Consider the following 26,460-nt stretch of genomic DNA (forward strand, 5'->3'; position numbering starts at 1 on the left):
GTTCAATATTTCCTTACGCTTCACGCTCTTCCCCTCGGGAACATTGTTGGTTCATATTTATCTCATACAGCACGACCACTGAGTGTACCCGGTGTCGGGTACACGGGCCGTAAGACTCGCGTGTTGATTACTATGAGACATACTCCTATGAAAAGAAAATCACTGGTTCTGAGTGCGCTGGCGTTAAGTCTGGCGATGGCTATGGGTTCCACCACAGCGAATGCGGCGGAGTCAGCCGCGTCTGCTGCGTCATCGGGTCAATTACCCAGCCTGGCCCCTATGCTGGAAAATGTGATGCCTTCTGTCGTAAGCATCTACGTTGAAGGGCATACCACCAATTCAGGCAAAGAAAGCAATGCGGGCAAAGACGGTATTCCGCCGCAGCTTCAGCCGTTTTTTGGTGAGAACTCACCGTTCTGCCAAGAGGGATCGCCTTTCCAGTCGTCGCCGATGTGTCAGGGAGAAGGTGATGATGACAACGGTCAACCACAACCCAAACAGGAAAACTTCCAGGCTTTGGGCGCGGGCGTCGTGATTAATGCCGAAAAAGGCTACGTAGTGACCAATAGTCACGTGGTGGATAACGCCGATAAGATTCAGATTCGACTCAGTGATGGCCGTAAGTATGACGGCAAAGTGTTAGGCAAAGATCCACGTTCAGATATCGCGCTGGTGCAGTTGAAAGACTTTAAAAATCTGACGGCTATTAAGGTCGCGGATTCGGACCAACTGCGGGTCGGTGATTACACCGTAGCAATTGGTAACCCGTATGGTCTGGGGGAAACTGCGACATCGGGCATTGTGTCCGCGCTGGGACGTAGCGGCTTGAATATTGAAAACTACGAGAACTTTATTCAGACCGATGCGGCGATCAACCGGGGTAATTCTGGTGGCGCACTGGTGAACCTGAATGGGGAGTTGATTGGGCTGAATACCGCGATTCTTGCGCCAGACGGCGGCAATATCGGTATTGGTTTCGCTATCCCCAGCAATATGGTGAAAAGCGTCGTCGCACAGATTGTCGAATTTGGTGAAGTGAAGCGCGGTGAACTGGGTATCACCGGTACGGAGCTGAATTCCGAACTGGCGCAGGCGATGAAGGTCGATGCACAGCGCGGCGCGTTTGTGAGTCAGGTGCGACCAAAATCGGCGGCAGATGCAGCGGGCATAAAGGCGGGCGATGTGATCGTCACGCTGAATGGAAAAGCGGTTAGCAGTTTCTCCGCGCTGCGTGCACAGGTTGGTTCGCTGCCAGTGGGCAGCAAAGTCGCGCTGGGGCTGCTGCGTGATGGTAAACCGCTGACGGTTGATGTGACGCTGCAACAGAGCAATCAGGCTCAGGTGGCTTCCGGTAATCTCTACTCCGGCATTGAAGGTGCTGAACTGAGCAATACTCAGTTGGACGATAAAAAAGGCGTCAAAGTGGATAACGTTAAACCCGGTTCCGCGGCGGCTAAAGTAGGGCTGAAGAAGGACGACATTATTCTTGGCGTTAACCAACAGGCGGTACAGAATATTGGCGAACTGCGTAAAATTTTGGACAGCAAACCCGCGGTATTAGCGTTTAACGTTCGCCGTGGTGACAGCACGATTTATCTGCTGGCGCAGTAATCGAACTGTTCAACGTGTAAGTGAATAATTACCTTTAAGACAATATGTTACGTTGATTGTCTGGCCGGGTGCTCAGGTGCCCGGCTATTTCTCGTTTCTCCATAAAAGCGCTTTTGTGAGTTCTTCCACAGATTTAACCTAATTCCCCTTTCTTTGTTAATTTGCACAATGTGTGGCGCACCGTGTGGCGGTATGCTGGTGCAATTGTCAATGTTCCTCTCAGAGGTAAAAATGGCGTCGTATCATCTCAATGCCAAGATGGCACAGGATATTGTCGCGCGAACTATGCAGATCATTGATAGTAATATCAACGTGATGGATGCTCGCGGTAAGATTATCGGCAGTGGCGATCAGGAACGATTGGGGGAACTGCACGAAGGGGCGCTGCTGGCGCTCTCTCAGGGGCGTGTTGTCGATATTGATGACGCTGTGGCGCGCCATCTGCACGGCGTGCGTCCGGGCATCAATTTACCCCTGCGCATCGACGGTGAAATCGTCGGTGTTATCGGTCTGACGGGGAACCCTAGCCAACTGCGGCAATACGGCGAGCTCGTCTGTATGACAGCGGAAATGATGCTGGAGCAGGCAAGGCTGCTGCATATGCTGGCACAGGATAGCCGTCTGCGTGAAGAACTGGTGTTGAACCTGATCCGTACCGACGATCTGTCACCCGCTCTGATGGAGTGGGCGCAGCGTCTAGGTATCGATATGAATAAACCCCGCGTCGCAGCGGTGATCGAAGTGGACAGCGGGCAGCTTGGCGTAGATTCGGCAATGGCTGAACTACAGCAGTTGCAAACCCTGCTGACCACGCCAGAGCGTGACAACCTGATCGCGATTGTCTCGCTGACGGAAATGGTGGTATTAAAACCGGCGCTGAATAACCACGGGCGTTGGGATGCGGAAGAACATCGCCGACGCGTGGATACGCTGATGTCGCGGATGGCGGAAAGCAGTCGGCTGCGGGTGCGGCTGGCGCTGGGGAATTATTTTGCTGGCCCCGGCAGTATCGCGCGCTCTTACCGCACGGCGCGCACGACAATGAGCGTAGGCAAGCAGCGTATGCCCGCCCAGCGTTGTTATTACTATCAGGATCTAATGTTGCCCGTGCTGTTGGATAGCCTGCGCGGCGGTTGGCAGGCAAACGAACTGGTACGTCCGCTTTCGAAGCTCAAGGCAATGGACGGTAATGGCCTGCTGCGCCGGACGTTAGGTGCGTGGTTCCGTAATAACGTTCAACCCGGTGCGACGGCGAAAGCGCTGTTTATTCACCGTAATACATTGGAGTATCGCCTTAATCGTATCTCTGAACTGACGGGATTAGATCTGGGGAACTTCGATGACCGCCTGCTGCTGTATGTCGCCTTGCAGCTGGATGAAGAAGAGTAGGGCTGAAGACAAACGGCTTTACGTCCACCTTTAGGTCATCTGAATCTCTACCGTGTCCCCCTGATGCCACTCGGTATCAGGGCTACCCATTTCGGTCTTCAGTCGTAACAAAATTGCTTAGACTGAAAACTATGACATAACCATTAACAATATAACGCGATAGCATAAATTATCGCGAAACAATATTTTTGCCCCTTCTCTATATCCACTATTGTCACTCCCATGTTGTCAGCCTGACATACCCGTCATACTTCAAGCTGCATGTGCGTTGGCTTTCCTCGCTTACCCCAGTCACTTACTGATGTAAGCTCCTGGGGATTCGCTGTGTCGCCGCCTTCTTGCAGCTCGAATTATTTAGGGCATCGCCGTACAAAAGGCGTCAGTCGGCCACATTCATCTAAATACTTTCAAGCATTAAGGTTAGGGAGTGATAAGAATGTCAATACGTCGTCTGGGGTTATCTGTTGCTACTGCAGCGCTGTTATTTTCTGGTGTGGCCTCGGCGGCTACCGAATTATTAAACGTGTCTTACGATCCGACGCGTGAACTGTATCAGCAATACAATGCCGCGTTTATTAAGCATTGGAAAGCGACCACGGGTGAAGATATCACCATCAAAAACTCGCACGGTGGTTCTGGAAAACAGGCGCGTTCAGTTATTGACGGCTTGCAGGCCGACGTGGTGACGCTGGCGCTGGCCGGTGACATTGATGCATTAAACCTGAACCAACCGCTGATCGATCCTAAGTGGCAGGCGCGTTTGCCTGACAACAGTACTCCTTACACTTCCACCATCGTTTTTCTGGTACGCAAAGGTAATCCGAAGCAAATCAAAGACTGGAACGATCTGGTGAAACCGGGTGTTGAAGTGATTACGCCAAACCCGAAAACTTCTGGCGGCGCACGTTGGAACTTCCTGGCTGCATGGGCCTATGCCAAAGCGCTACCGGGCGGCAATGAAGAAACCGCACTGAAGTTTGTCACCGAACTGTATCGCCATGCTCCAGTACTGGATACCGGTGCGCGTGGCGCGACCATCAGCTTTGTACAACGCCAGTTGGGCGATGTGCTGCTGGCATGGGAAAACGAAGCTTACCTGTCTCTAAAAGAGCAGGGCGGCGATCAGCTTGAAATCGTCACGCCGTCTCTGTCAATTCTGGCTGAACCGCCGGTAGCGGTTGTCGACAAAGTGGTTGAGCGTAAAGGAACACAGAAACAAGCAGAGGCTTATCTGCAATATCTCTACAGCGATGAAGCACAACGCATTATCGGTAAAAACTTCTACCGCCCGCGTAACGCCAAAATTGCCGAAGAGTTTAAAGATCAGTTTGCACCGGTGAACCTGGTGACGATCGATAAGGATTTCGGTGGCTGGACAGCGGCACAGGACAAATTCTTTAACGATGGCGGCGTGTTCGACAAAATCTTTAAAGAGATCAATAAGTAATTTTGTAACGTCTGACGGATTAAGGCCGCTATTAACCGTAGCGGCTTTTTCAGGTTAAAAAGGCAGGCCACTGCCGCCTGAAATGCTCTGTCAGGTAGTGCGTGTCGGCAAGCAGTTGTTGGCTGGATAGTGAGTATGAAAATTAAAGGCACGGTATGTCACAGCGTTCTTCCTCAGTGATCCCCGGTTTCGGGCTAACGTTAGGGTTTAGCCTGAGCTATTTAGGATTAATTGTTCTTATTCCGTTGGCAGCGATGTTTTTGTATGCCAGCCAACTAACCTTCGGTCAATTTTGGGATCTCATCACCAGCCGTCAGGTGTTGTTTTCTCTGCGGCTTTCGTTTGGTACGGCACTGGCTGCGGCTTTTATTAACGGTATTCTCGGGACGCTGTTGGCGTGGGTACTCGTTCGTTATACTTTCCCCGGCCGTAAAGTGATCGATGCCATGATCGACATGCCCTTCGCGCTACCAACCGCCGTGGCGGGGATTGCTCTAACGGCGTTGTATGCGCCGAATGGTTTGATTGGTTCGCTGTTTCCTTTCAAAATTGCCTACACCAGCATTGGTATCACGCTGGCGCTGATCTTCGTTACGTTGCCTTTTGTCGTCAGAACGCTGCAACCGGTGTTGGCTGATATACCCAAAGAAGTGGAAGAGGCCGCAGCCTGCCTTGGCGCCCGCCCGCTTCAGGTTTTCCGTCATGTGTTAGTCCCCGCGCTGTTACCCGCATGGCTGACTGGTTTTGCTCTGGCCTTTGCTCGCGGCGTAGGGGAATACGGTTCGGTGGTGTTTATCGCGGGGAATATTCCTTTTAAAACCGAAATCCTGCCGCTGCTGATTGTCTCTAAGCTCGATCAGTATGATTACAAAGGAGCAACTGGGATCGGCGTGTTCATGCTGCTGGTTTCTTTCATTATGCTGCTGCTGATTAACGTGTTGCAGCGCCGCATTCAACCGAAACTGTAAGGGCTGGTCGTCATGGAACAGGTTATTTCCGCTCAGGACAGCGCGGCTAAAAGAAAGAAACAGCCCGCAGCCTATTACATTCTGGTTTCACTGGCGTGGGTCGTCTTTTTCCTGATTCTGGTGCTGCCGCTGATGATGGTAGTGACTCAGGGTCTGGATAAAGGCATTGGCGCATTTTGGGACGCGATTAGCGAACCGGATGCGATCTCTGCGCTTAAGCTGACGTTACTCGCGACGGTCATTTCCGTGCCGTTAAACGTGGTGTTCGGGCTGGCGACGGCGTGGTGTGTGACGAAATTCGAATTTCGTGGCAAGAGCTTTCTGCTGGCGCTGATCGATTTGCCCTTTTCCGTATCACCCGTTGTTGCGGGGCTGGTATATGTGCTGCTGTTTGGGGCACAAAGCAAGATCTATCCCTTCCTGCTCGAACACGATTTGCAAATTGTTTACGCCGTGCCTGGCATCGTACTGGCGACGATTTTCGTCACATTGCCTTATGTTGCCCGTGAGCTGATTCCGCTGATGGAAGAACAGGGTTCGCAGGAAGAAGAAGCGGCGCGACTGCTGGGGGCGAATGGCTGGCAAATGTTCTGGCACATTACGCTGCCGAATGTGAAATGGGCGCTGATTTACGGCGTGGTACTGTGTACCGCACGTGCAATGGGGGAATTTGGCGCGGTTTCCGTCATTTCCGGTCATATTCGCGGCCTGACTAACACGCTGCCGCTGCATATCGAAATTCTTTATAACGAGTACAACATCGTTGCAGCCTTCAGCGTGGCGATTCTGCTGCTGATGATGTCGCTGGTGGTGCTGTTACTACGTCAGTGGAGTGAAAGTCGATTGACGAAGCAAATACAGAAACAACAGGAGTTGGCCAAAAATGAGCATTGAGATTCGCAATATTAATAAACAATTTGGCCAGTTTCGGGCGCTGAACGAGATTAATTTGTCGATCCACAGCGGCGAGCTGGTGGCGCTGCTGGGGCCATCAGGCTGTGGTAAGACGACGTTGCTGCGTATTATCGCCGGGCTGGAGCAGCCGGATAGCGGCAGTATCATCTTTCACGGTCAGGATGTGTCCGTCCACGATGTACGTAAACGCAACGTCGGGTTTGTCTTCCAGCACTATGCGCTGTTCCGCCACATGACGGTGTTCGATAACGTCGCGTTTGGGCTGCGAATGAAGCCGAAGAATATCCGCCCGTCGAAGAGTGACATCGAAAAGAAAGTGCATGAATTGCTGAATCTGGTGCAGTTGGACTGGCTGGGAGACCGCTATCCTGAACAGCTTTCCGGCGGCCAGCGTCAGCGTATTGCGCTGGCACGTGCGTTGATCGTTGAACCGAGCATTCTGCTGTTGGATGAACCTTTTGGTGCACTGGATGCCAAGGTGCGTAAAGAGCTGCGTCGCTGGCTATCTCAGTTGCATGAAGATATCGATCTGACATCGGTATTTGTAACACACGATCAGGAAGAGGCGATGGAAGTGGCCGACCGCATCGTGCTGATGAACAAAGGCGTGATTGAGCAAATCGGTACGCCAGCAGAGGTATATAACCATCCGGCCAGCGAATTTGTTTACCATTTCCTTGGCGACAGTAACCGTCTGAAAGTGGCGCAAACGGAAGAAACTATTCTGTTCCGCCCACATGAAGTGTCGTTGTCTGTTCAAGCTCAGGATGGCTATCAGGCGGTGACGGTTCGCGATATTCGCCCGTTAGGAGCCTTGACGCGTCTGTCGTTGAAGTTGGGTGAGCAGTCGGAGTTAATTGAAGCTGAAGTCGCAAAAGACGATGCGAGCCTGGAAGGGTTGCAGAAAGGTGACGTTATTCAGTTCAAGCCCAAGCGCTATAATCACGACTGGGAAATCTGATCGGCAGGCCGACGATAGCAATAAAAAACCCGCGAAATTCGCGGGTTTTTGCGTTTACGGTTAATGCTTTCGATTGAAAGAATTAACGATAAGCGGGGTTAGAGGCAACAGAGTAACGGCCGCTGCCAACCAGCATGATGATAATGCCCGCGAAGAAATAGAGTGCTTCCAGTTCCAGTGCCCATGCACCGACGTTGGTCAGGGTGAAGAATTTACCAGTACCCACCATCAGCGTAGCGACAACCAGTGTCACCGCGGCAATCAGGCCAGAAATACGAGTAAATACGCCCAGAATAATCAGAATCGGCGCAACGACTTCACCCACATAAACGCCATAAGCGATAAAACCTGGCAGGCCTGCGCCTTGCAGCATCTGTACGATCCAGCCTACGCCGTGCTCAACTTTTGCTACGCCGTGAAACAGCAACAGAATACCCACGGTTAAACGCAGTAAAAGTTTACCTGCATCGGGATGATCGGTTAAACGCGTGAACCACTGATTCAACTGAGAAATCATACTAGACAACCTCATGAGTAAGCGAAAAGTGCTATTGGATATAAGGCGGCAGTGTCGTCGATTTAGCGCCTGAATAGAAAACAAATAAATTTGATATTTTCTGTCAAAAAATTAGGTGAAGCGTGTCAACGCGGATAAGCATAGCACTGCAATTGTGGCGGTCTAATGATGGATGAGAATAACGCAATAACAATATGTTATGAAAAGCGTCTACAACCTGACCGACTGAAGGTCAGGGAATAGCTTGTAGGGAATATTTTAAGAGGGAACGCGGTTTGGGGCTTATCATGGATGCGGTAGGCCCCTTCATAACCGGTTTATGCTTCGCCAAGCAGTGCTTTTTTAGCGGCGTTAAGAAAGTCGTCCGATAAGGGATCACCAGCTGTTGCACGGGCTAACGTTAGTGCGCCGGACAGCAGTGCGAATTGCGCCAGAGCATGCAGCCTGCGCTGTTCTTTATCTTCTATCGTGGAGATGGATTCCAGCCTGCCCAGCATAGCTCTGACGCCGCTGAGATAAACCTCACGTACCGGTTTGTCTTCACTTTCTCTGGCGATGTCGCTGGCTAACGCGGTGATCGCACAGCCATCCTTAGCGCCGTCACGGTGGTCAGGGGAAAGATAGTGTTCCACCATCGTTCGTAGATCATGTTGATCGGCGTGTTGGCTTATTTCCTTCCAGCGAGAACCGGAATCTTCAAACGCTTTACGGCTGGCGATTGCGGCGAGTTCATCTTTAGAAGCAAAATGGCCATAAAAGCCACCGTGGGTTAATCCAGCCGCGGCCATCAAATCGTTCACGCTGACGCCGTTCAGGCCTCGTTCACGAAAGAGCTGTGACGACACCTGGATGATTTCCTCTCGGTTACGCTCCATCTGCTGTTTTGATACACGGGCCATTTTGTTCTCCTTCCTCTGTCAGGCATCATCTTAAAGTATGAAAAAACCAGACTCAATAGATGATGCCTTTCATCAATAGTCAGATCAGGCTCGTGGTGGCCACGGTGTAATGATATTAGCGCTGTCGCCTCCTTGAGCCCGAGGCAACGTCCCCGCGATCTGATCGTGCGGCGTTCCTAGCGAAATAGCACTGACTTTATCCAGTCGCGCGACCTGATCTTCGCTTAGCGTCACATCTAATGCGAGTAGCGTATCGTCCAGTTGTGCCAGCGTGCGAGAACCCAGAATGGGGATCAGGCTGGTGCTGGAGTGTGCGGATTTATGCCGTAACCAGGCGATGGCAATCTGTATTGGCATGACGTTCACGTCGTTTGCAACGCGAAATACTTCATCCAGCAAGGCTGTATCTTGCTCGGTATGCACTAATCTTCCGCCAAAACCGATCAGACGACCTTCTTTGCTTTGGCGGTATTTTCCTGTCAGCAAGCCGCCGCCCAGCGGAGACCAAAGCGTGGCTGCCAGCCCCATTGCTTCTGCCATCGGCAGCAGTTCTCGCTCTGCTGTGCGTTGTACCAGACTGTATTCCACCTGAATACCAGCAATTCGCGACCAGCCGCGCAGTTCCGCGATGGTGTCCGCTCGGGCAATACGCCAGGCTGGGAAATTAGAGAAGCCAGCGTACTGGATTTTTCCTGCTCGAATGAGATCGTCGAAAGCACGAACAATTTCTTCAAGCGGAGTTAATTGGTCATCAAAGTGCGCCCACAGCACATCGATACGATTGGTTTTCAGTCGCTTAAGGCTGTTTTCTACCGATGAGATCATATTCTTACGGCTATTGCCGGTTCGGGATATTCCGGCATCTGGCATGGCGCTTAAGGTGTATTTCGTTGCCACGACAAAATGATCGCGGTCTGCGGCAATAAATTCTCCGACCATCTGTTCAGATTGACCGAATTGGTAAGCATCTGCTGTATCGATGAAGTTACCGCCAGCATTGGCATAACGATCAAATACCTGTTTAGCCTGTTCTTTTTCAGAACCATATCCCCACCCGGTGCCAAAATTTCCTGTTCCGAGGGCCAGCTCCGAAACGCGTAATCCCGTATTCCGTCCAAACGTCGTGTATTTCATACTGTTCACCTTACATTTAAATGTTGATTGACATTTATTATATATGTCACACATCATCTATAAGTGCAAGCAGGGTGGCATTATCTTTACGAGAGGCGATGCTAACAGAGGTTGCTTAACTGCATGAATTGCGTTTTTAATCAATGTTCAACGCCGCTATGGCGTTAAACCTTAAAAGGAAATATCCATGTCTGATGATATTCTGTTTAGTCCCTTCACGGTGAAAGGGTTAACCCTTCCCAATCGCATCGTTATGGCACCCATGACGCGGAGTATGGCGGAAGAGGGGATTCCCGGTACGGTGAATGCGGAATATTACCGACGCCGCGCTGAGGGTGGCGTAGGACTGATTCTAACGGAGGGGACCGTTGTCGATCGCCCTGCTTCGCGTAACATGCCAGGGATTCCATTTTTCCATGGTGAAGCGGCGCTGGCGGGCTGGGATACGGTGGCTAAAGCCGTTCATGCCGCAGGGGGGCGTATCGGCCCACAAATTTGGCACACGGGATCAACGCACGGTCGCGGCTGGGAACCTGATGCCCCTGTTGAGAGTCCTTCTGGACTGGTTGGGCCGGATGAGCCTCGTGGTGTGGTGATGACGGAAGAAGATATCGCCGATACCGTGGCGGCTTTCGCCCGTGCGGCTGCCGATGCCAAACGTCTGGGGTTTGACACGCTGGAGCTGCATGGTGCACATGGCTACCTGATCGATCAATTCTTCTGGCCGGGTACGAATAAGCGTACAGATATCTTCGGTGGAGCCACGATCCGTGAGCGTTCCCACTTTGCTGCAGAGATTATCCGTGCGGTTCGCGCCGCTGTTGGTGAGGATTTCCCGCTGATCCTGCGCGTGAGCCAGTGGAAGCAGCAGGATTACAGCGCACGGCTTGCCACCTCACCGCAGGAAATGACGGACTGGCTGGCACCGCTGGTTGAGGCGGGTGTGGATGTTCTCCACTGCTCTCAGCGTCGTTTTTGGGAGCCGGAGTTCCCTGAGATTGACGGGGCTGAAGGGCTGAACTTCGCCGGTTGGGCGAAGAAGCTGACTGGCGCGGCGACAATCAGCGTTGGCTCGGTAGGGTTAAGCTCAGATTTCTTTGCTGCGTTTGGTGGTGAAGGTTCTGGTACGGCGGCGCTGGACAATCTGTATGCACGAATGGAGCGGGAAGAGTTTGATTTGATCGCGGTCGGCCGGGTACTGCTCTCTGATGCGCAATGGGTGCAAAAAGTGCGTTCTGGACAGACTGATAAATTACGTGGTTTTGATGCAGCGGATTTAGCCGTACTGGCGTGACGTTTAGGTGCCATGGTGAATTAAGACTGTGGCAGCCTGACAATCTATTTTTCTGCCGATATCGGATGGTTCCATGTCGGCTTTATTTTCTCATTATATATGTCAATCATCATTTAATGGTTGAGGTTTAACAGATAAGGGGCTTTTTATGGCGTCAGATAAAGTTGTCGCGCTGGTTACTGGTGCTTCATCGGGGATTGGGGCTGCTATCGCGGAGCAACTGGCACTAGCGGGCTATACCGTGTATGGAACCAGCAGGCGAGGTGCATCGTTAGGGAATCAGCGGTTTGAAATGCTGTCGTTGGATGTGACTAGCGATAAGTCAGTTAAAGAGGCAGTGAGTGAACTAATCAGGCGGGAAGGGCGTATCGATCTGTTGGTGAACAACGCGGGTTTTGGGCTGAGCCCAGCAAGTGCGGAAGAAAGCTCGCTTGAACAGGCTCAGGCAATCTTTGACACCAATTTTTTGGGCATTGTTCGGATGATTCAGGCTGTCGTGCCTCACATGCGTCAGCAGAGGGCTGGTCGTATCATCAATATCGGTTCTATTCTGGGCGTTGTGCCGATGCCTTACACGGCACTTTATGTCGCCAGCAAGCATGCAGTAGAAGGCTATTCAGAATCACTAGATCATGAGTTACGCACTCGTGGTATCCGGATTTCTGTTGTTGAACCTGCATATACGAAGACGCAGTTTGAAGCGAACAATGTGCAGCCGGATGCAATGCTGGATGAATATGCGTTTGTGCGGCGCGAATTAGGCAAAGTATTGAAGCAGGCGATGGAAAATGCGGACGACCCAACTGTCGTAGCCAAGGTTGTGCTGAAAGCGGCCCAAGCGAAACACCCGAAAATCCGCTACACGGCTGGTACGGCTGCGGCTCGTCTGACGTTATTGCGTCGATTTGCGCCAAGTATGCTGGATTCTGGTATCCGAAAAAACCTTCAGCTCGACGTAAATGACAGATAGCAAAAAGGCGCCTTTAGGGCGCCTTTTTACATTGGTGGGTCGTGCAGGATTCGAACCTGCGACCAATTGATTAAAAGTCAACTGCTCTACCGACTGAGCTAACGACCCGCAGAAGTGGTGGGTGATGACGGGATCGAACCGCCGACCCCCTCCTTGTAAGGGAGGTGCTCTCCCAGCTGAGCTAATCACCCACTTCTGTACTACGTTTACTTCTATGCTCACTTCAACTTCTAATAAGAAGACCAGCTGGTAGAGATTGGTGGGTGATGACGGGATCGAACCGCCGACCCCCTCCTTGTAAGGGAGGTGCTCTCCCAGCTGAGCTAATCACCCAATCTCAAATCTTCTTACTCTACACAGCGAGTAAATCTTACTTAAAATCAGTAAAGAGTGGTGGGTGATGACGGGATCGAACCGCCGACCCCCTCCTTGTAAGGGAGGTGCTCTCCCAGCTGAGCTAATCACCCCCGCTGTGTGGAGTCGCATTATAGGGATCCTTGAATATGAGTCAACGCTTTTTAAAACTAAAATGATTGTTCGTTGCAAAATTAGGCAAGGCGTCGTATTTATCGCCGTTAGCGCCGTATCCTTGTGCAATTCAGTCAGCTATCTTGCTCCTTCAACCACAATAAAAGCGCGTGCGGCATGTTACGGCGTTGAGGAATCGAAGCAGAGTGATAGAATGTTGCCCACTTTTGTTCTCTGAGCTTATGTCGGTCTATGCCGACAGCCGTTGCGTAATAAGGCTGTAATCCCAAATGAAAATCAAAACCCGTTTCGCCCCTAGCCCTACTGGCTATCTTCACGTTGGCGGCGCTCGTACCGCACTGTACTCTTGGCTGTTTGCCCGTCATCAGGACGGCGAGTTTGTGCTGCGTATTGAAGATACCGATCTGGAGCGTTCAACTCAGGACGCGATTGATGCCATTATGGATGGTATGAACTGGCTGAGCCTGAACTGGGATGAAGGCCCGTACTACCAGACTAAACGTTTTGACCGTTACAACGCCGTTATTGACCAGATGCTGGAAAACGGTACGGCATATAAATGCTACTGTTCGAAAGAGCGTCTGGAAGCGCTGCGTGAGCAGCAGATGGAAAATGGTGATAAGCCACGTTACGACGGCTGCTGCCGTGGTTCTCACGCGCATCATGCTGATAATGAACCGCACGTTGTCCGTTTCCTTAACCCACAAGAAGGCTCAGTCATCTTTAATGACCGCATTCGTGGGCCGATCGAATTCAGCAATCAGGAACTCGACGATCTGATTATCCGCCGTACTGACGGCTCACCGACCTACAACTTCTGTGTCGTTATCGATGACTGGGATATGGAAATTACGCACGTTATTCGTGGTGAAGACCATATCAACAACACGCCGCGTCAGATCAACATCCTGAAAGCGCTGGGCGCACCAGTACCTGAGTATGCGCACGTGTCGATGATTCTGGGTGATGACGGTAAGAAATTGTCCAAACGTCACGGCGCTGTCGGTGTGATGCAATACCGCGATGATGGCTATCTGCCGGAAGCACTGCTGAACTATCTGGTGCGTTTAGGCTGGTCATCAGGCGATCAGGAAATATTCTCTATTGATGAGATGAAGTCTCTGTTCTCATTGGATGCCGTCAACAAATCGGCGAGCGCCTTTAATACTGAGAAGCTGCAGTGGCTGAACCATCACTATATTAACCATCTGCCTGCTGAATACGTGGCGACGCATTTGTCATGGCATATTGAGCAGGCTGGAATTGATACTCGCACCGGCCCGCAGTTGAGCGAACTGGTCGGCTTGTTGGGTGAACGTTGTAAGACGTTGAAAGAAATCGCGGACTCTTGCCGCTATTTCTATGAAGACTTTGCTGAGTTTGATGCCGATGCCGCGAAGAAACATCTGCGTCCGGTTGCGCGTCAACCGCTTGAGCTGGTACGTGAAAAACTTGCAGCGATTACTAGCTGGACGGCAGAGAACATCCACCACGCCATTCAGGGGGCGGCGGACGAGTTGGGTCAGGGCATGGGTAAAGTCGGTATGCCGCTGCGCGTTTCGGTAACAGGCGCAGGTCAGTCTCCGGGTGTTGATGTTACCGTGCACGCGGTTGGTCAACAGCGTTCGCTGGCGCGTATTGATAAAGCGTTGGCGTTCATTGCCGAGCGTGAAACCCAGCAGTAATCACTATCATGTGAATGTATACAAAACGAACCCCGGCCAAAATGCCGGGGTTTTTTATTATAGGGTATGAGGGTTATTGACCGGCTATAGCGACCGCTTTACCAATAGCATCGGGAATCACGTCACCATGTCCCTTTCCAGGGAAAAGAATAAAGTCGGCTTTTGTACCTTGCTCATTGAGCTGTGTGGCCAGCGTTTTTGCTCTTTCAACCATTTTTCTCTGGCTGAGCCGTTCTGTCCGTTTTTCATCAACGGGTTGACCCGCCCGCGTTTTGACAGGTTCATCTTCATTTGCCCCTGCTGTGACGGTAATTGACAGCGGCGGTGTAGCGAGCAGCGGCGTTCTTGCTGGAACCACAACGCCATCGCCCCACCAAATAGATGGACTTGCAGCAACATAGCGCTGGAAAGATTCGGTGTGGTTAAAAAGCGTATAGAGCGTAAACAGACCACCGAAAGAGTGTCCAGCAAGTGTTTGTTTTTGTTTATTAACGGCATAGTTTGCTTCAATCCAAGGTTTTACGGTGGATTGCAGGAATTGATAAAACGCCTCGGCTTCACCGCCTGTGGCAAAATCTGGATCGGTGAGTGTGGTTGGCGGCGTGTAGTCTCGCGTTCTGGCAGGAACATCGTAAGGTTTATCGATCGGGTAACCGATAGCGACAATCAGCGGTGCTGCGCCATTTTTTGCGTTATAGCTGTTTATAGCAACAGGAAACTGAGCATTGCCGTCCAACATGTACAGCACCGGATAGCCGCCTTCTGGTGCGGGTTGGCGGGGAAGCGCGATGAAAAACCGATAGGAATGTTGTGCACTGCTTTGCATCTCAACGTGCCTGATCTCAAATTGAGCTTTTGCTTGTTCGGTAATATCAGAAATGGTTGGCTCAGCCCGAACGGGCAGCATGCCAGATGTAGATATCATCAGAGAAAATACAATCATAGGAAAATAGCGCATGTGCTGGGTGCTTAATAGAAGACAAAAGCGTAACGTGGATCAATGATAATAAATCGCGTTATCGTTGGCAGCTTTTTATTGTGCTTATGATGAGATGACACTGAAATTGCCGCCTGTTTTTTCTTACCTTTGGCGTCTTTTTCAGCGGTTGATCGGATAACCGGATTTAGCCGTTGACACTGCTAATTGGGTTTCATATTATGCGACGCGTTCGCACAGTACTTGCCTTTACGGTAATGCTGTAAGATACGGGGCTATAGCTCAGCTGGGAGAGCGCTTGCATGGCATGCAAGAGGTCAGCGGTTCGATCCCGCTTAGCTCCACCAAACACTCCCTCTGTTTGGTTAGTTATCACGAACATTCCACTCGTTGTGGGGCTATAGCTCAGCTGGGAGAGCGCTTGCATGGCATGCAAGAGGTCAGCGGTTCGATCCCGCTTAGCTCCACCAAATCATCGCGTTACTTCCTATTTATCTCTTTTTTCTCGATTTATCCGTATTCAATCAGCGTTTTTCATTTGCTTAATACACGTGTAAGTAGCTTCTTGTTAACGATTCTTTTATAAGCAGTTCTTTGTAAAGGATAGTCGGCTGCTCCCATTCTTTGAAAGCAACCAAACCGCTACCGCTTAGACCTCTTCCGGAAGCCTTGGCGTCCAATCTATTGGCGATAATCCTTGCTGTTCCAGAAGCTGATTGGCTTGCGAAAAATGCTTACAGCCCAGAAATCCACGGTGTGCAGACAGTGGGGATGGGTGCGGTGATTTCAGAATATGGTGACGCTGTTGGTCAATGATATTGCCTTTTTTCTGTGCATGCGAACCCCACAAGAGAAAAATCAAGCCTTCCCGCTGTTCATTTAATGCAGCAATGACGCGGTCAGTAAAGGTTTCCCAGCCCAGATTGGCATGTGAGTGCGCTTGCCCAGCTTCAACCGTTAATACCGTGTTTAGCAGTAAAACGCCTTGCTCCGCCCAGCTTTGCAGAAAACCGTGTCGTGGAATTTCAAATCCAGGGATGTCGTTCGCCAGTTCTTTATAAATATTACCCAAAGAAGGCGGAGCGGGGACGCCCGGACGTACAGAAAATGACAGTCCGTGAGCTTGATTTGGGCCGTGATAAGGATCTTGCCCCAAAATGACGACTTTGACCTGATGCAGTTCGGTAAAGCGGAACGCGTTAAAAACATCCTTCTGCGGGGGATAAATCGTCTTACCAGCAGCCCGTTCTTTCCCTATGAATTCAAGGGTATTGATGAAGTAAGGCTGCTGCTTTTCTTGTGCCAGCACGTCATGCCAGGTGAGAGAGGTCGCCATCATGCACTCTTTTTTACAGGTTAAATGGTGTTGTAGGTAGCTTACCGATCTATCGTGCCGAGGTAAAACCGTAACCGCAATTGTCGGGATGAAAGGGACTTTTCTTGAAAAAAAATTGAAAATTTACAAAAATATTTGCAATTCGATGTGTTGGTAAAATTGATATAAAACAATATATTGCTAGCGTGCCACTAAGTTGGTGGGTTTTAAAATTGATTTAAGTCAAAGATATCTGGTTGTCAGGCTGGTATATAAGAGAGCAGAGAAACATAGTTTTATACGATCGTTATGAAATCTGGCAGTTTTTTGCCTATAGCGATTTTTACTAAGCTAGTTTTTAACGATGTCGGTTTTTAACTAAGACAATAACACGCCGTTTTACGGAGGCAATTATGGTTACTGGTATTCAAATCACCAAGGCTAACGACAGTGCTCTGATCAATTCCTTCTGGTTGCTGGATGAAGAAAAATCACAGGCGCGTTGCGTATGTGCTAAATCTGGTTATAGCGAAGATCAAATCGTTCCGGTTAGCGATCTGGGTCAGATCGAGTATCGTGAAATCCCGCTGGAAATCAAACCTGAAGTGCGTGTGGAAGGTGGTCAACACCTGAACGTAAACGTTCTGCGCCGTGAGACGCTGGAAGATGCCGTTAAGCATCCGGAAAACTATCCTCAGTTGACCATCCGCGTATCTGGCTATGCTGTTCGTTTCAACTCACTGACGCCGGAACAGCAGCGCGACGTTATCGCTCGTACTTTTACCGCAAGCCTGTAAGTTGTTACTTAAGCTTTAACAGAAAGGGAGCCGAAGCTCCCTTTTTTACATCTATATAAAATATCGACTGTTTTATTCAGCAGACGGTTCGTCAGTTTTCTTTGTTGGTTGACGACGCTTACCAACATTTTTACTGTCGCGATCGCGAACCTTCACTTTAACTTTTTCTTTTTCCTTCTCTTTTTTCTCTTTCCGCTTGGCGAGCACTTTTTTCGATGGTTTGCCCGTCGTTTTGGCGCTTGGCGCTTTGGTCTCTGGGCGGAGTTCCTCAATGACGCGCGCTTTTAGCGGCTCATTCAGGTAGCGGCTGATTTTTCCCAGCAGCAGGTGATCGTGCGCTTCAACGAAAGAGATGGCACAGCCTTTGCGACCCGCGCGGCCGGTGCGGCCGATACGGTGAAGGTAAGTATCTGCTGTACGCGGCAAGTCGAAGTTAAATACGTGGCTGACATCGTCAATATCGATGCCGCGCGCTGCGATATCTGTTGCCACCAGCACGTTAACCCGACCGTCGCTCATGCGTTTGATCGCCTCGTTGCGCTTGGCCTGCACCATTTCGCCTTCGAGATAGCATGAGTTAATGCCAGCTTCATGCAGCCAGGATACGAGCTCATGCACCCGCTCACGCTTGCGTACAAAGATGATAGAACGCGTAACATCTGGCTGTTTTAACTGATGGCAGAGCAGAGTCGTTTTGTGTTTGAGATCGTCGGCACGGTAATACCATTGCAGAATTTTTTTACGTTCCCGACGTGATGGATCGGACTCGATTTCAACCGGTTCGTTGAGCAGACGCTCGGCGAAATCCTTGATCGCGTCCCCTTCCAGCGTCGCAGAAAACAGCAGCGTTTGCTTACGCCAGCGGGTTTCTCCGGCGATGTGTTCAATATCTTGGGCAAAGCCCATATCCAGCATTCTGTCCGCTTCGTCCAGAATCAGCGTTTCTACCGCGCGGCAATCGAAGTTTTCTTCTTTGATGTATTGCATCAGACGGCCAGTCGTCGCGACGACGACATCCTGATTTTCACTGAACACTTCCGCATGGTTCATATACGCTACGCCGCCAGTGATCGTGGCGATATCCAGATGCGTATGTGCCGCGAATGCTCGCGCCTGATCGGCAACCTGCATAGCGAGTTCACGGGTTGGCGTGAGGATCAGAATACGAGGTGGACCTGATTTTTTACGAGGGAAATCGATAAGATGCTGCAAAACCGGCAGCAGATAGGCGGCGGTTTTACCTGTTCCTGTTGGCGCGGAGCCCAGTACGTCACGGCCTTCCATCGCCGGAGGGATTGCCTCGGCTTGAATCGCAGTCGGACGTTCATAACCCATATCACGCAGGGCGTCTAACAGGCTTTCATCAAGATCGAGCTCGGAAAAATTGGTTACAGTCATGGTCTACCTCTATTTGGGGCGCCGATTATAGACGGATTGGCCGGTTTCTTCACCTGTTTAAGCAGATATCGGCACTTTTCCTGCATTGATGTTTCGCCTATGCTACTGCGGTTTGCGTTTGGAATCTTATTTTCATGAGTCATCAGGCTGATAATAAACTGACATTGCGTCGGGATGGATTTACCTTCAAGCAATTCTTTGTGGCGCACGATCGCTGTGCAATGAAGGTTGGAACCGATGGTATTTTGCTAGGAGCCTGGGTGCCAGTGTCCTCAGCTACGCGGATTCTGGATATCGGCAGTGGTTCTGGCCTCCTCGCGTTGATGCTGGCACAACGTTCCGAGCCACATATTCTGATTGATGCGGTCGAGTTGGATAGTGCCGCCAGTCAGCAGGCGAAAGAAAACGTTACCGCTTCTCCATGGGCGGAAAGAATCACGGTTTATGCTGAGGATATCGTGCGTTTCGCCGCGACGCGATCTGCTGACTATTCGTTGATTATAAGTAATCCACCTTATTTCTCGCCGGGAATCGCATGTGGTTCAGCCCAGCGTGAACAGGCGCGCTACACCACTTTGTTAACCCATGACGTGCTATTGCGTTGTGCTCATCAACTACTGACGCCCGAAGGGCTTTTTTGCGTGGTGCTGCCCGTTCAGGTTGCGGAGCACTTTATTCCGCTGGCTCAGCAACATCAGTGGCACGTTCAGCACCAGCTTTGCATATCTGAACAGGAAGAAAGGCCGGCGCATCGCGTTTTACTGGCGCTGTCTCGTCAGGAAAGTGAGTGTGTGAATTCCTCATTGGCAATCCGTGATGCAGAAAGACGTTATTCGACGGATTTCCAGCAACTCACAAAAGATTTTTATCTTTTCATGTAGGTGGCAGACGCCTTGTAGCCGCGTCTGCCTTTTCTGAACTATGATTTTTGTTAACTACGATTTTTATGCATTATGGCACCAGAATCGTTGGTGTCGGTGCCTCGAACTGTTCTGGATAGTCCAGCGTATAATGCAGCCCGCGGCTTTCTTTCCTTTCCAACGCACAGCGAACGATGAGTTCGGCTACCTGCACCAGATTACGTAGCTCCAGCAAATTATTGGAAATACGGAAGTGAGAGTAGTACTCATTGATCTCCTGCTGAAGCAGATGGATACGACGTTGTGCCCGCTCCAATCGCTTGGTGGTCCGCACGATCCCAACGTAATCCCACATAAACAGACGCAGCTCATGCCAGTTATGCTGGATCACCACCTGTTCGTCGGAGTTGTCTACCTGACTTTCATCCCAATCCGGCAATTTTTTCACCGCTTTGATTTGCGGTAAGCGCTGCAAAATATCCTCAGCGGCTGACCAGCCATAAACCAGACATTCCAGCAGTGAATTAGATGCCATGCGGTTTGCGCCGTGTAATCCGGTATAGCTGACTTCGCCAATCGCATACAGGCCGTCAAGATCGGTACGCCCATGTTGGTCGACCATCACGCCACCGCAGGTATAGTGCGCTGCTGGTACGATCGGTATCGCTTCTCGTGTCAGATCAATGCCGAGAGACTGTAATTTTTCATCGATGGTAGGGAAATGCTGTTTGATGAACGCTTCGGGTTTGTGGCTGATGTCCAGATACATGCAGTCTGCACCAAGCCGTTTCATCTCATGGTCAATCGCTCGGGCGACCACATCACGCGGAGCCAGTTCGCCTCTGGCATCGAAATCGGGCATAAAGCGGGAGCCGTCGGGGCGCTTGAGGTATGCGCCTTCACCGCGTAACGCTTCCGTTAGCAAGAAATTTCGCGCCTGCGGATGGAACAGGCAAGTTGGGTGAAATTGATTGAATTCCAGATTCGCTACGCGACAACCCGCACGCCACGCCATGGCGATACCGTCGCCGGAGGAAATATCAGGATTCGTGGTGTATTGATAAACTTTGGATGCGCCGCCGGTCGCTAAAACTACTGTTTTCGCCCGGCAGGATTCTACGCGTTCCCGTTCACGATTCCATATATAAGCACCAATAATGCGGCGTGTGCCAGGCAAGCCCAGCTTATTGGAGGTAATTAAATCGACGGCGTTACAGCGTTCCATAATCCGAATATTCGGATGGGATAACGCTTTCTGCGCCAACGTATTTTCCACTTCTTTTCCGGTTGCATCCGCTGCGTGCAGAATCCGACGGTGACTATGCCCACCTTCGCGCGTGAGATGATAGCGTTCTTCACCGCTGGTGCTAGTTTCGGTATCGAATAGCACGCCTTGTTCAATCAGCCATTGCACGCAGTGTTTGGCATTACTGGCGATGAATTCAACGGCTTCCCGTTCACACAGGCCATCGCCAGCGATCAGAGTATCTTCGATATGAGAATCAATCGTGTCGGTTTCATCGAAAACGGCTGCGATTCCGCCTTGAGCATAAAACGTCGCGCCTTCGTTGAGTGGGCCTTTGCTTAGTACCGTCACGTTGGCCTGTGAAGCCAGACGCAGCGCCAGTGAAAGCCCGGCAGCACCGCTGCCAATGATTAAAACATCACAGACGTGTTCAGTGGTCGTTTGCATGGTCGTGTCGTGGATACGAAAAGAAGAGGAATTCCGATGGTAGCACCCAACGGTTGATTGCAGTATGGGTTTTTAGCCCCTTACACTATAAAGAATAAGCGAGTGGTGGAGCATGGTGAATCGTGCGAATACCTTGGATTTATCGTATCATCCTCGCAAGAGCGGAAGCCTCAGATGAAGACAATTTTTTGCTGAAGACAATGTGTAATGAAGAGAATGCGTCATGATACGCATCGCAAAGACGAGTAACGGCGCTAAGTAAAAGAAAAATGATGACCCGGAACTTTATTGAATGTCTTGGTTCTAATGAGGAGCTTGCTCTAAATATGACTTATATAGCTGGCAGTATTATTTTATGTGTGGAGAACGGTTTGAGTAGAGATTACCTCGGATGAGCGAGCAACTGGCAGATCAGGTTCTGGTCGAGCGAGTCCAAAAAGGCGATCAAAAATCGTTTAACTTGTTGGTCGTTCGTTATCAGCATAAGGTAGCGAGTCTGGTATCGCGGTATGTTCCACAAGGGGACGTGCCGGACGTGGTACAGGAATCGTTTATTAAAGCGTATCGCGCGTTGGAATCATTCCGTGGCGATAGTGCATTTTATACGTGGCTGTATCGTATTGCAGTGAATACGGCCAAGAATTATCTGGTAGCTCAGGGGCGCCGCCCGCCTTCCAGCGACATTGATGCCAATGACGCGGAAAACTATGAAAATGCGGGCGCACTGAAAGAAATATCGAACCCTGAGAATTTAATGTTGTCAGAGGAATTACGAAGCATAGTTTTCCGAACTATCGAGTCTTTGCCGGAGGATTTACGTTTAGCGATTACGCTGCGTGAGTTGGACGGTTTAAGCTACGAAGAGATTGCCGTGATTATGGATTGTCCCGTCGGCACTGTTCGTTCTCGTATTTTCCGGGCGCGGGAAGCTATTGATAATAAAGTACAACCGCTTATTCAGCGCTAGCGAGCGTTTTCAGCTATCCGCATGACTAATGATGGATTTGACAAGGTAAGGGTGTCGGTATGCAGAAAGAGAAACTTTCCGCTTTAATGGATGGCGAAGCAGTAGATTCCGAACTGTTAGGCGCACTGTCACGCGATGACGCGTTGCAGCAAAGTTGGCAAAGTTATCATCTAATTCGTGATACGTTGCGTGGTGATGTCAGTGAAAACGTGATTCATCTGGACATCGCTTCTCGTGTTGCTGCTGCAATTGAAAAGGAACCTGTTCGTCTGGTTCCCCAAGCGCAGCCTGAATCTCAGCCACAACCTGTCGAGTGGACGAAGATGCCTTTCTGGCGCAAAATCCGTCCTTGGGGTAGCCAACTGACGCAAATCGGTGTCGCTGCCTGCGTATCTTTAGCGGTGATCGTCGGCGTACAAAATTACCAGCAGGGTAATGCACCCGAGCATGTTGTCGAATCCGGTGTGTTCAGTACCTTGCCTGCTATGGGCACGGCTTCCCCAGTTAGCTTGGGCGTTCCGTCAGAAAATATTGCCCCTCACAGCGGCCAACAGAAATCTGATATGCAGCGTAACCGCCTTAACGCCATTTTGCAGGACTACGAATTACAGCGTCGGCTGCATGCCGAACACGCTCTGCCGCAGGACGATCAGCAAGCGGCAATTCAGGTTCCCGGCACTCAATCATTAGGAACACAGTCTCGGTAATGAAGCGTGTTTGGTCCGCCGCCTGTTTTCTGATTGGCAGTCTGTTTTATTCTACGTTCGCCCCGGCTCAGAATGTTGAGCCGGGTGCGTTGCTGCAGCAGATGAATAGCGCCGTTCGTTCTCTGAATTACGAAATTTCATTTATCAACATCACCCCGCAAGGATTTGAGTCGGTACGGTATCGCCATGCCATAGTCAACAATCGCTCCTTGGCGCAGTTGCTGTTTATGGACGGGCCGCGACGCGAAATCGTGCAGCGTGGCAATGAAGTTAGCTATTTCGATCCGGGTTTTGAGCCGTTTACGCTCGCCAGCGATCATATTGTCGATTCTCTCCCTTCTCTGGTTTTCGCTGATTTCCAGAAGTTATCGCCTTATTATGACTTTATTCCCGCCGACGGAAGGGTGCGTATTGCCGATCGTCTGGCGTCAGGGGTTCGGGTTATTTCACGCGATGGTACACGCTACAGCTACATGGTCTGGATCGATGCGGAATCGAAACTTCCCCTGCGGATTGATTTACAGGATCGCAATGGCGACAAGCGGTTGGAGCAATTCTTAACGACATCGCTGATTGTTGACGATGATGTGGTTAGCGTGATGCGTCCGCTGGAAGGGATCAAACTACCTCCTGTTTTACCGACGCCTGCTGCAGAAAAAGGTGATTTTACCTGGGAACCAGAATGGCTGCCTACAGGGATGAAAGCACTTTCGCACAATAAGAAAGTATTGCCTGGATCATCTGTTCCGATTGAAACACGGCTGTACAGCGATGGTTTGTTCAGTTTCTCGATTAACATTAGCCCGTCTTCTGACGTGAGCGAGGAACAGTCTCTGCTCACGGGGCGACGTGCTATTCATACCGTCATGCGGGGAAATCGCGAGATTACCGTTGTCGGTGATATTCCGCCTTCTACGGCTAAACGCGTGGCTGACAGTATCGTGTTGAAGGTGCAGCCATGATCAAAGAGTGGGCAACGGTTGTATCATGGCAGGATGGCATCGCAGAACTGCGGTGTGAACCGAGTGCGGGATGTGGCACCTGTAAATCTCGCTCGTCGTGTGGAACGGGGTTGTTAAGTCAGCTCGGGCTTTCCGCTGAAAATACGCTGTATGTCCCTTACGATCGACCTTTAGAGGTCGGGCAAAAAGTAGAGCTGGGAATTTCCGAGGGGCGATTACTACTTTCTGCCGCTCTGGTTTACTTCGTTCCGCTGGTGGGACTGTTGTTTGGTGCTGCGGTATTCCAAACGCTATTCGGTACCGACTTGGCTGCTGTTATCGGTGCGTTGTTGGGCGGTGGATTCGCGTTTATCGGCGTGAAGCGATGGGCAAAACGGTTAGGTAAGAATAAGCGTTATGAGCCTGTTATCCTGCAAATTGCGTTGCCTGGCACGCTCTTACAAAATTGACCTGTGCGCCTGAGCATAAACGGCGTGCGATGCGGAGACAGCGTTCAGTATTTTGTTATCTTTCGACACGATGTTTGCCACGTAATGACACTTTACTTCCTGCTTTCCTCTCGTTGTTCTGCTATTCCAAATAAAACCGTCATAATCAAGGGGAATGCACCGGACATGACTAGGTTTTCACGCTTCTCGCATGTAGAATGCTGCGATTCAGGTGGAATAACATCGCTGATTTTTTCACCTATGCGCATGCCCATCGGCAAGAATTTCAGGAATATCAAGGTAGAAAAATTTTTATAATGAAGCATATACGAAATTTCTCCATTATTGCCCATATCGACCACGGTAAATCGACGTTATCTGACCGTATTATCCAGATCTGCGGCGGTTTAACCGAGCGTGAAATGGCTGCGCAGGTTCTGGATTCCATGGATCTGGAACGTGAACGCGGAATAACGATTAAAGCACAAAGCGTAACGCTGGATTATAAAGCGCAGGACGGCCAAACCTACCAGTTAAACTTCATTGATACGCCTGGGCACGTTGACTTCTCTTATGAAGTTTCCCGCTCGCTCGCTGCTTGTGAAGGCGCGCTGCTTGTTGTTGATGCTGGGCAGGGTGTTGAAGCCCAAACGCTGGCTAACTGCTATACCGCGTTAGATATGAATCTGGAAGTGGTGCCGGTTCTGAACAAGATCGACCTGCCTGCTGCTGATCCAGATCGTGTTGCTCAAGAAATTGAAGACATCGTTGGTATTGATGCCACTGATGCCGTGCGTTGCTCCGCGAAAACAGGAGTTGGCGTGCCGGATATTTTGGACCGTCTGGTGCGTGATATTCCGCCGCCGGAAGGCAGCGCTGATGCACCGTTGCAGGCGCTGATTATCGACTCCTGGTTTGATAATTACCTTGGCGTGGTATCGCTGGTACGTATCAAAAACGGCACGATGCGCAAAGGCGACAAAATTAAGGTGATGAGTACGGGTCAGGTGTATAACGCTGACCGTCTTGGTATTTTTACACCGAAGCAGATCGACCGCGATGTATTGAACTGCGGCGAAGTAGGTTGGTTGGTGTGTGCCATCAAAGATATTTTGGGGGCACCAGTCGGGGATACCCTGACGCTGTCGCGTCAGCCAGCTGAAAAAGCATTGCCGGGCTTTAAGAAAGTCAAACCTCAGGTTTATGCCGGTTTGTTCCCGATCAGTTCCGACGACTATGAAGCATTCCGTGATGCGTTAGGCAAGCTGAGCCTCAATGATGCCTCTCTGTTCTATGAGCCGGAAAGCTCTACTGCGCTGGGCTTTGGCTTCCGCTGTGGCTTCCTGGGTCTGCTGCACATGGAGATCATTCAGGAACGTCTGGAGCGTGAGTACGATCTGGAATTGATCACCACTGCACCGACGGTCGTATATGAAGTAGAAACGACGGCTAAAGAAACCATTTATGTTGATAGCCCGTCTAAACTGCCGCCGCTGAATAACATTCAGGAACTGCGTGAGCCGATTGCCGAGTGTCATATGCTGATGCCTCAGGAATATTTGGGCAACGTGATTACGCTCTGTATTGAGAAGCGTGGCGTGCAGACGAACATGGTGTATCACGGTAATCAGGTTGCGTTGACGTATGAAATTCCGATGGCTGAAGTGGTGCTCGATTTCTTCGATCGTCTGAAATCAACCTCTCGTGGTTATGCGTCGCTGGATTACGGCTTCAAACGTTTCCAGACATCGGACATGGTGCGTGTTGATGTATTAATCAACAACGAGCGTGTCGACGCATTGGCCCTGATTACTCACCGTGATAATTCACAATATCGTGGCCGTGAGTTCGTCGAAAAGATGAAAGAACTCATTCCGCGTCAGCAGTTTGATATTGCGATTCAGGCTGCGATTGGTAACCACATTATTGCGCGTGCGACGGTTAAGCAATTGCGTAAAAACGTACTGGCCAAGTGTTATGGTGGCGACGTCAGCCGTAAGAAGAAACTGTTGCAGAAACAGAAAGATGGTAAGAAGCGTATGAAGCAGGTCGGGAATGTCGAGCTGCCGCAAGAAGCGTTTCTGGCAATTCTGCACGTCGGCAAAGACAGTAAATAA

Annotated in this window: 24 protein-coding genes and 6 tRNA genes; 18 read left to right on the forward strand and 12 right to left on the reverse strand. The window is 50.5% G+C overall.

Annotated elements, in window-relative coordinates; translation table 11 throughout:
* Positions 1-147 precede the first annotated feature (147 nt).
* The 6 genes from degP (at position 148) to DUT67_RS05945 (ending at position 7,291) form a co-directional block, all read left to right on the forward strand.
* Positions 148-1,611 (forward strand): serine endoprotease DegP, encoded by a 1,464-nt coding sequence (gene degP, locus DUT67_RS05920; protein WP_048261595.1) that lies wholly within the window; start codon positions 148-150, stop codon positions 1,609-1,611.
* 231 nt (positions 1,612-1,842) lie between these two features.
* Positions 1,843-3,000, forward strand: a complete 1,158-nt coding sequence (locus DUT67_RS05925; RefSeq protein WP_048261593.1) for a CdaR family transcriptional regulator — start codon at positions 1,843-1,845, stop codon at positions 2,998-3,000.
* Between the two features lie 436 nt (positions 3,001-3,436).
* Positions 3,437-4,447, forward strand: a complete 1,011-nt coding sequence (locus tag DUT67_RS05930) for a sulfate ABC transporter substrate-binding protein (RefSeq protein WP_048261591.1) — start codon at positions 3,437-3,439, stop codon at positions 4,445-4,447.
* A gap of 155 nt (positions 4,448-4,602) precedes the next feature.
* Entirely contained in the window at positions 4,603-5,415 is an 813-nt protein-coding gene (cysT, locus tag DUT67_RS05935) for a sulfate ABC transporter permease subunit CysT (protein WP_048261588.1), read from the forward strand.
* 12 nt (positions 5,416-5,427) lie between these two features.
* A complete protein-coding gene (gene cysW, locus DUT67_RS05940; RefSeq protein ID WP_048261586.1) occupies positions 5,428-6,309 on the forward strand; it encodes a sulfate ABC transporter permease subunit CysW in 882 nt (293 codons plus the stop codon).
* Positions 6,299-7,291 carry a sulfate/molybdate ABC transporter ATP-binding protein gene (locus DUT67_RS05945; protein ID WP_113631575.1) on the forward strand — a complete coding sequence of 331 codons (993 nt, stop codon included), beginning with the start codon at positions 6,299-6,301 and terminating at the stop codon, positions 7,289-7,291. Before cysW ends, DUT67_RS05945 begins: the two co-directional genes overlap by 11 nt.
* 82 nt (positions 7,292-7,373) lie before the next feature.
* Here the strand turns inward: DUT67_RS05945 and DUT67_RS05950 are convergent, their stop codons facing one another.
* The 3 genes from DUT67_RS05950 to DUT67_RS05960 form a co-directional block, all read right to left on the reverse strand.
* The gene (locus DUT67_RS05950; RefSeq protein ID WP_048261583.1) at positions 7,374-7,808 is read right to left on the reverse strand and encodes a DoxX family protein; all 435 of its coding nucleotides are present in this window, start codon (positions 7,806-7,808) and stop codon (positions 7,374-7,376) included.
* A gap of 317 nt (positions 7,809-8,125) precedes the next feature.
* On the reverse strand, positions 8,126-8,707 hold the full coding sequence (locus DUT67_RS05955; protein ID WP_048261581.1) for a TetR/AcrR family transcriptional regulator: 582 nt from the start codon (positions 8,705-8,707) through the stop codon (positions 8,126-8,128).
* Positions 8,708-8,791: 84 nt separating this feature from the next.
* Entirely contained in the window at positions 8,792-9,841 is a 1,050-nt protein-coding gene (locus DUT67_RS05960) for an aldo/keto reductase (protein ID WP_113627973.1), read from the reverse strand.
* A 187-nt stretch (positions 9,842-10,028) separates the two neighbouring features.
* Between DUT67_RS05960 and DUT67_RS05965 the strand changes: the two genes are divergently transcribed.
* The gene (locus DUT67_RS05965) at positions 10,029-11,135 is read left to right on the forward strand and encodes an NADH:flavin oxidoreductase (protein ID WP_113627974.1); all 1,107 of its coding nucleotides are present in this window, start codon (positions 10,029-10,031) and stop codon (positions 11,133-11,135) included.
* A gap of 148 nt (positions 11,136-11,283) precedes the next feature.
* Positions 11,284-12,105 carry an oxidoreductase gene (locus DUT67_RS05970; protein WP_113627975.1) on the forward strand — a complete coding sequence of 274 codons (822 nt, stop codon included), beginning with the start codon at positions 11,284-11,286 and terminating at the stop codon, positions 12,103-12,105.
* A gap of 32 nt (positions 12,106-12,137) precedes the next feature.
* On the opposite strand, the gene DUT67_RS05975 is transcribed toward DUT67_RS05970, so the two are convergent.
* The 4 genes from DUT67_RS05975 to DUT67_RS05990 form a co-directional block, all read right to left on the reverse strand.
* A tRNA-Lys gene (locus DUT67_RS05975) sits at positions 12,138-12,213 on the reverse strand.
* 7 nt (positions 12,214-12,220) lie between these two features.
* Positions 12,221-12,296, reverse strand: a tRNA-Val gene (locus DUT67_RS05980).
* A gap of 66 nt (positions 12,297-12,362) precedes the next feature.
* A tRNA-Val gene (locus DUT67_RS05985) sits at positions 12,363-12,438 on the reverse strand.
* A 58-nt stretch (positions 12,439-12,496) separates the two neighbouring features.
* Positions 12,497-12,572: transfer RNA gene (locus DUT67_RS05990), tRNA-Val, on the reverse strand.
* Between the two features lie 291 nt (positions 12,573-12,863).
* On the opposite strand from DUT67_RS05990, the gene gltX reads away from it, so the two are divergent.
* The gene (gene gltX, locus DUT67_RS05995; RefSeq protein WP_113627976.1) at positions 12,864-14,279 is read left to right on the forward strand and encodes a glutamate--tRNA ligase; all 1,416 of its coding nucleotides are present in this window, start codon (positions 12,864-12,866) and stop codon (positions 14,277-14,279) included.
* Positions 14,280-14,352: 73 nt separating this feature from the next.
* Here the strand turns inward: gltX and DUT67_RS06000 are convergent, their stop codons facing one another.
* Positions 14,353-15,222 carry an alpha/beta hydrolase gene (locus tag DUT67_RS06000; protein WP_223254560.1) on the reverse strand — a complete coding sequence of 290 codons (870 nt, stop codon included), beginning with the start codon at positions 15,220-15,222 and terminating at the stop codon, positions 14,353-14,355.
* Positions 15,223-15,487: 265 nt separating this feature from the next.
* On the opposite strand from DUT67_RS06000, the gene DUT67_RS06005 reads away from it, so the two are divergent.
* Positions 15,488-15,563, forward strand: a tRNA-Ala gene (locus DUT67_RS06005).
* A gap of 47 nt (positions 15,564-15,610) precedes the next feature.
* Positions 15,611-15,686, forward strand: a tRNA-Ala gene (locus DUT67_RS06010).
* Between the two features lie 179 nt (positions 15,687-15,865).
* Here DUT67_RS06010 and ung read toward each other — a convergent pair.
* Positions 15,866-16,552 carry a uracil-DNA glycosylase gene (gene ung, locus DUT67_RS06015; protein ID WP_048261571.1) on the reverse strand — a complete coding sequence of 229 codons (687 nt, stop codon included), beginning with the start codon at positions 16,550-16,552 and terminating at the stop codon, positions 15,866-15,868.
* 392 nt (positions 16,553-16,944) lie between these two features.
* On the opposite strand from ung, the gene grcA reads away from it, so the two are divergent.
* Positions 16,945-17,328, forward strand: a complete 384-nt coding sequence (gene grcA, locus DUT67_RS06020) for an autonomous glycyl radical cofactor GrcA (RefSeq protein WP_005973551.1) — start codon at positions 16,945-16,947, stop codon at positions 17,326-17,328.
* Positions 17,329-17,400: 72 nt separating this feature from the next.
* Here grcA and srmB read toward each other — a convergent pair whose 3' ends face one another.
* The gene (srmB, locus tag DUT67_RS06025) at positions 17,401-18,726 is read right to left on the reverse strand and encodes an ATP-dependent RNA helicase SrmB (protein ID WP_048261569.1); all 1,326 of its coding nucleotides are present in this window, start codon (positions 18,724-18,726) and stop codon (positions 17,401-17,403) included.
* 134 nt (positions 18,727-18,860) lie between these two features.
* Between srmB and DUT67_RS06030 the strand changes: the two genes are divergently transcribed.
* Positions 18,861-19,607: a tRNA1(Val) (adenine(37)-N6)-methyltransferase gene (locus DUT67_RS06030; protein WP_113631576.1), complete on the forward strand. Its 747-nt coding sequence runs from the start codon at positions 18,861-18,863 to the stop codon at positions 19,605-19,607.
* Positions 19,608-19,677: 70 nt separating this feature from the next.
* Here DUT67_RS06030 and nadB read toward each other — a convergent pair whose 3' ends face one another.
* Positions 19,678-21,279, reverse strand: a complete 1,602-nt coding sequence (gene nadB, locus DUT67_RS06035) for an L-aspartate oxidase (protein ID WP_113631577.1) — start codon at positions 21,277-21,279, stop codon at positions 19,678-19,680.
* A 391-nt stretch (positions 21,280-21,670) separates the two neighbouring features.
* On the opposite strand from nadB, the gene rpoE reads away from it, so the two are divergent.
* Genes rpoE through rseC form a run of 4 tightly spaced genes read left to right on the forward strand, consistent with a single transcriptional unit; the run spans position 21,671 to position 24,364 of the window.
* Positions 21,671-22,246 (forward strand): RNA polymerase sigma factor RpoE, encoded by a 576-nt coding sequence (gene rpoE / locus DUT67_RS06040; protein ID WP_005973561.1) that lies wholly within the window; start codon positions 21,671-21,673, stop codon positions 22,244-22,246.
* A 59-nt stretch (positions 22,247-22,305) separates the two neighbouring features.
* Positions 22,306-22,953 (forward strand): anti-sigma-E factor RseA, encoded by a 648-nt coding sequence (gene rseA, locus DUT67_RS06045; RefSeq protein ID WP_113631578.1) that lies wholly within the window; start codon positions 22,306-22,308, stop codon positions 22,951-22,953.
* Positions 22,953-23,915, forward strand: a complete 963-nt coding sequence (gene rseB, locus DUT67_RS06050) for a sigma-E factor regulatory protein RseB (RefSeq protein ID WP_113631579.1) — start codon at positions 22,953-22,955, stop codon at positions 23,913-23,915. The genes rseA and rseB overlap by 1 nt, the downstream gene beginning before the upstream one ends.
* A complete protein-coding gene (gene rseC, locus DUT67_RS06055; RefSeq protein WP_048261561.1) occupies positions 23,912-24,364 on the forward strand; it encodes a SoxR-reducing system protein RseC in 453 nt (150 codons plus the stop codon). Before rseB ends, rseC begins: the two co-directional genes overlap by 4 nt.
* 92 nt (positions 24,365-24,456) lie before the next feature.
* On the opposite strand, the gene DUT67_RS06060 is transcribed toward rseC, so the two are convergent.
* Positions 24,457-24,669, reverse strand: coding sequence for a hypothetical protein (locus tag DUT67_RS06060; RefSeq protein ID WP_113631580.1), 213 nt, complete (start codon positions 24,667-24,669; stop codon positions 24,457-24,459).
* On the opposite strand from DUT67_RS06060, the gene lepA reads away from it, so the two are divergent.
* Positions 24,661-26,460 carry a translation elongation factor 4 gene (gene lepA / locus DUT67_RS06065; protein WP_048261559.1) on the forward strand — a complete coding sequence of 600 codons (1,800 nt, stop codon included), beginning with the start codon at positions 24,661-24,663 and terminating at the stop codon, positions 26,458-26,460. The two genes, DUT67_RS06060 and lepA, sit on opposite strands and share 9 nt — an antisense overlap.

Source organism: Pectobacterium peruviense (assembly GCF_003312355.2).
GTDB classification, from domain to species: domain Bacteria; phylum Pseudomonadota; class Gammaproteobacteria; order Enterobacterales; family Enterobacteriaceae; genus Pectobacterium; species Pectobacterium peruviense.

Excerpts from the sequence above, each read along its gene's own strand:
- degP (WP_048261595.1), top strand. The coding sequence starts at position 148 with ATGAAAAGAAAATCACTGGTTCTGAGTGCGCTGGCGTTAAGTCTGGCG.
- DUT67_RS05925 (WP_048261593.1), top strand. The coding sequence starts at position 1,843 with ATGGCGTCGTATCATCTCAATGCCAAGATGGCACAGGATATTGTCGCG.
- DUT67_RS05930 (WP_048261591.1), top strand. The coding sequence starts at position 3,437 with ATGTCAATACGTCGTCTGGGGTTATCTGTTGCTACTGCAGCGCTGTTA.
- cysT (WP_048261588.1), top strand. The coding sequence starts at position 4,603 with ATGTCACAGCGTTCTTCCTCAGTGATCCCCGGTTTCGGGCTAACGTTA.
- cysW (WP_048261586.1), top strand. The coding sequence starts at position 5,428 with ATGGAACAGGTTATTTCCGCTCAGGACAGCGCGGCTAAAAGAAAGAAA.
- DUT67_RS05945 (WP_113631575.1), top strand. The coding sequence starts at position 6,299 with ATGAGCATTGAGATTCGCAATATTAATAAACAATTTGGCCAGTTTCGG.
- DUT67_RS05950 (WP_048261583.1), bottom strand. The coding sequence starts at position 7,808 with ATGATTTCTCAGTTGAATCAGTGGTTCACGCGTTTAACCGATCATCCC.
- DUT67_RS05955 (WP_048261581.1), bottom strand. The coding sequence starts at position 8,707 with ATGGCCCGTGTATCAAAACAGCAGATGGAGCGTAACCGAGAGGAAATC.
- DUT67_RS05960 (WP_113627973.1), bottom strand. The coding sequence starts at position 9,841 with ATGAAATACACGACGTTTGGACGGAATACGGGATTACGCGTTTCGGAG.
- DUT67_RS05965 (WP_113627974.1), top strand. The coding sequence starts at position 10,029 with ATGTCTGATGATATTCTGTTTAGTCCCTTCACGGTGAAAGGGTTAACC.
- DUT67_RS05970 (WP_113627975.1), top strand. The coding sequence starts at position 11,284 with ATGGCGTCAGATAAAGTTGTCGCGCTGGTTACTGGTGCTTCATCGGGG.
- gltX (WP_113627976.1), top strand. The coding sequence starts at position 12,864 with ATGAAAATCAAAACCCGTTTCGCCCCTAGCCCTACTGGCTATCTTCAC.
- DUT67_RS06000 (WP_223254560.1), bottom strand. The coding sequence starts at position 15,222 with ATGATTGTATTTTCTCTGATGATATCTACATCTGGCATGCTGCCCGTT.
- ung (WP_048261571.1), bottom strand. The coding sequence starts at position 16,552 with ATGGCGACCTCTCTCACCTGGCATGACGTGCTGGCACAAGAAAAGCAG.
- grcA (WP_005973551.1), top strand. The coding sequence starts at position 16,945 with ATGGTTACTGGTATTCAAATCACCAAGGCTAACGACAGTGCTCTGATC.
- srmB (WP_048261569.1), bottom strand. The coding sequence starts at position 18,726 with ATGACTGTAACCAATTTTTCCGAGCTCGATCTTGATGAAAGCCTGTTA.
- DUT67_RS06030 (WP_113631576.1), top strand. The coding sequence starts at position 18,861 with ATGAGTCATCAGGCTGATAATAAACTGACATTGCGTCGGGATGGATTT.
- nadB (WP_113631577.1), bottom strand. The coding sequence starts at position 21,279 with ATGCAAACGACCACTGAACACGTCTGTGATGTTTTAATCATTGGCAGC.
- rpoE (WP_005973561.1), top strand. The coding sequence starts at position 21,671 with ATGAGCGAGCAACTGGCAGATCAGGTTCTGGTCGAGCGAGTCCAAAAA.
- rseA (WP_113631578.1), top strand. The coding sequence starts at position 22,306 with ATGCAGAAAGAGAAACTTTCCGCTTTAATGGATGGCGAAGCAGTAGAT.
- rseB (WP_113631579.1), top strand. The coding sequence starts at position 22,953 with ATGAAGCGTGTTTGGTCCGCCGCCTGTTTTCTGATTGGCAGTCTGTTT.
- rseC (WP_048261561.1), top strand. The coding sequence starts at position 23,912 with ATGATCAAAGAGTGGGCAACGGTTGTATCATGGCAGGATGGCATCGCA.
- lepA (WP_048261559.1), top strand. The coding sequence starts at position 24,661 with ATGAAGCATATACGAAATTTCTCCATTATTGCCCATATCGACCACGGT.
- DUT67_RS06060 (WP_113631580.1), bottom strand. The coding sequence starts at position 24,669 with ATGCTTCATTATAAAAATTTTTCTACCTTGATATTCCTGAAATTCTTG.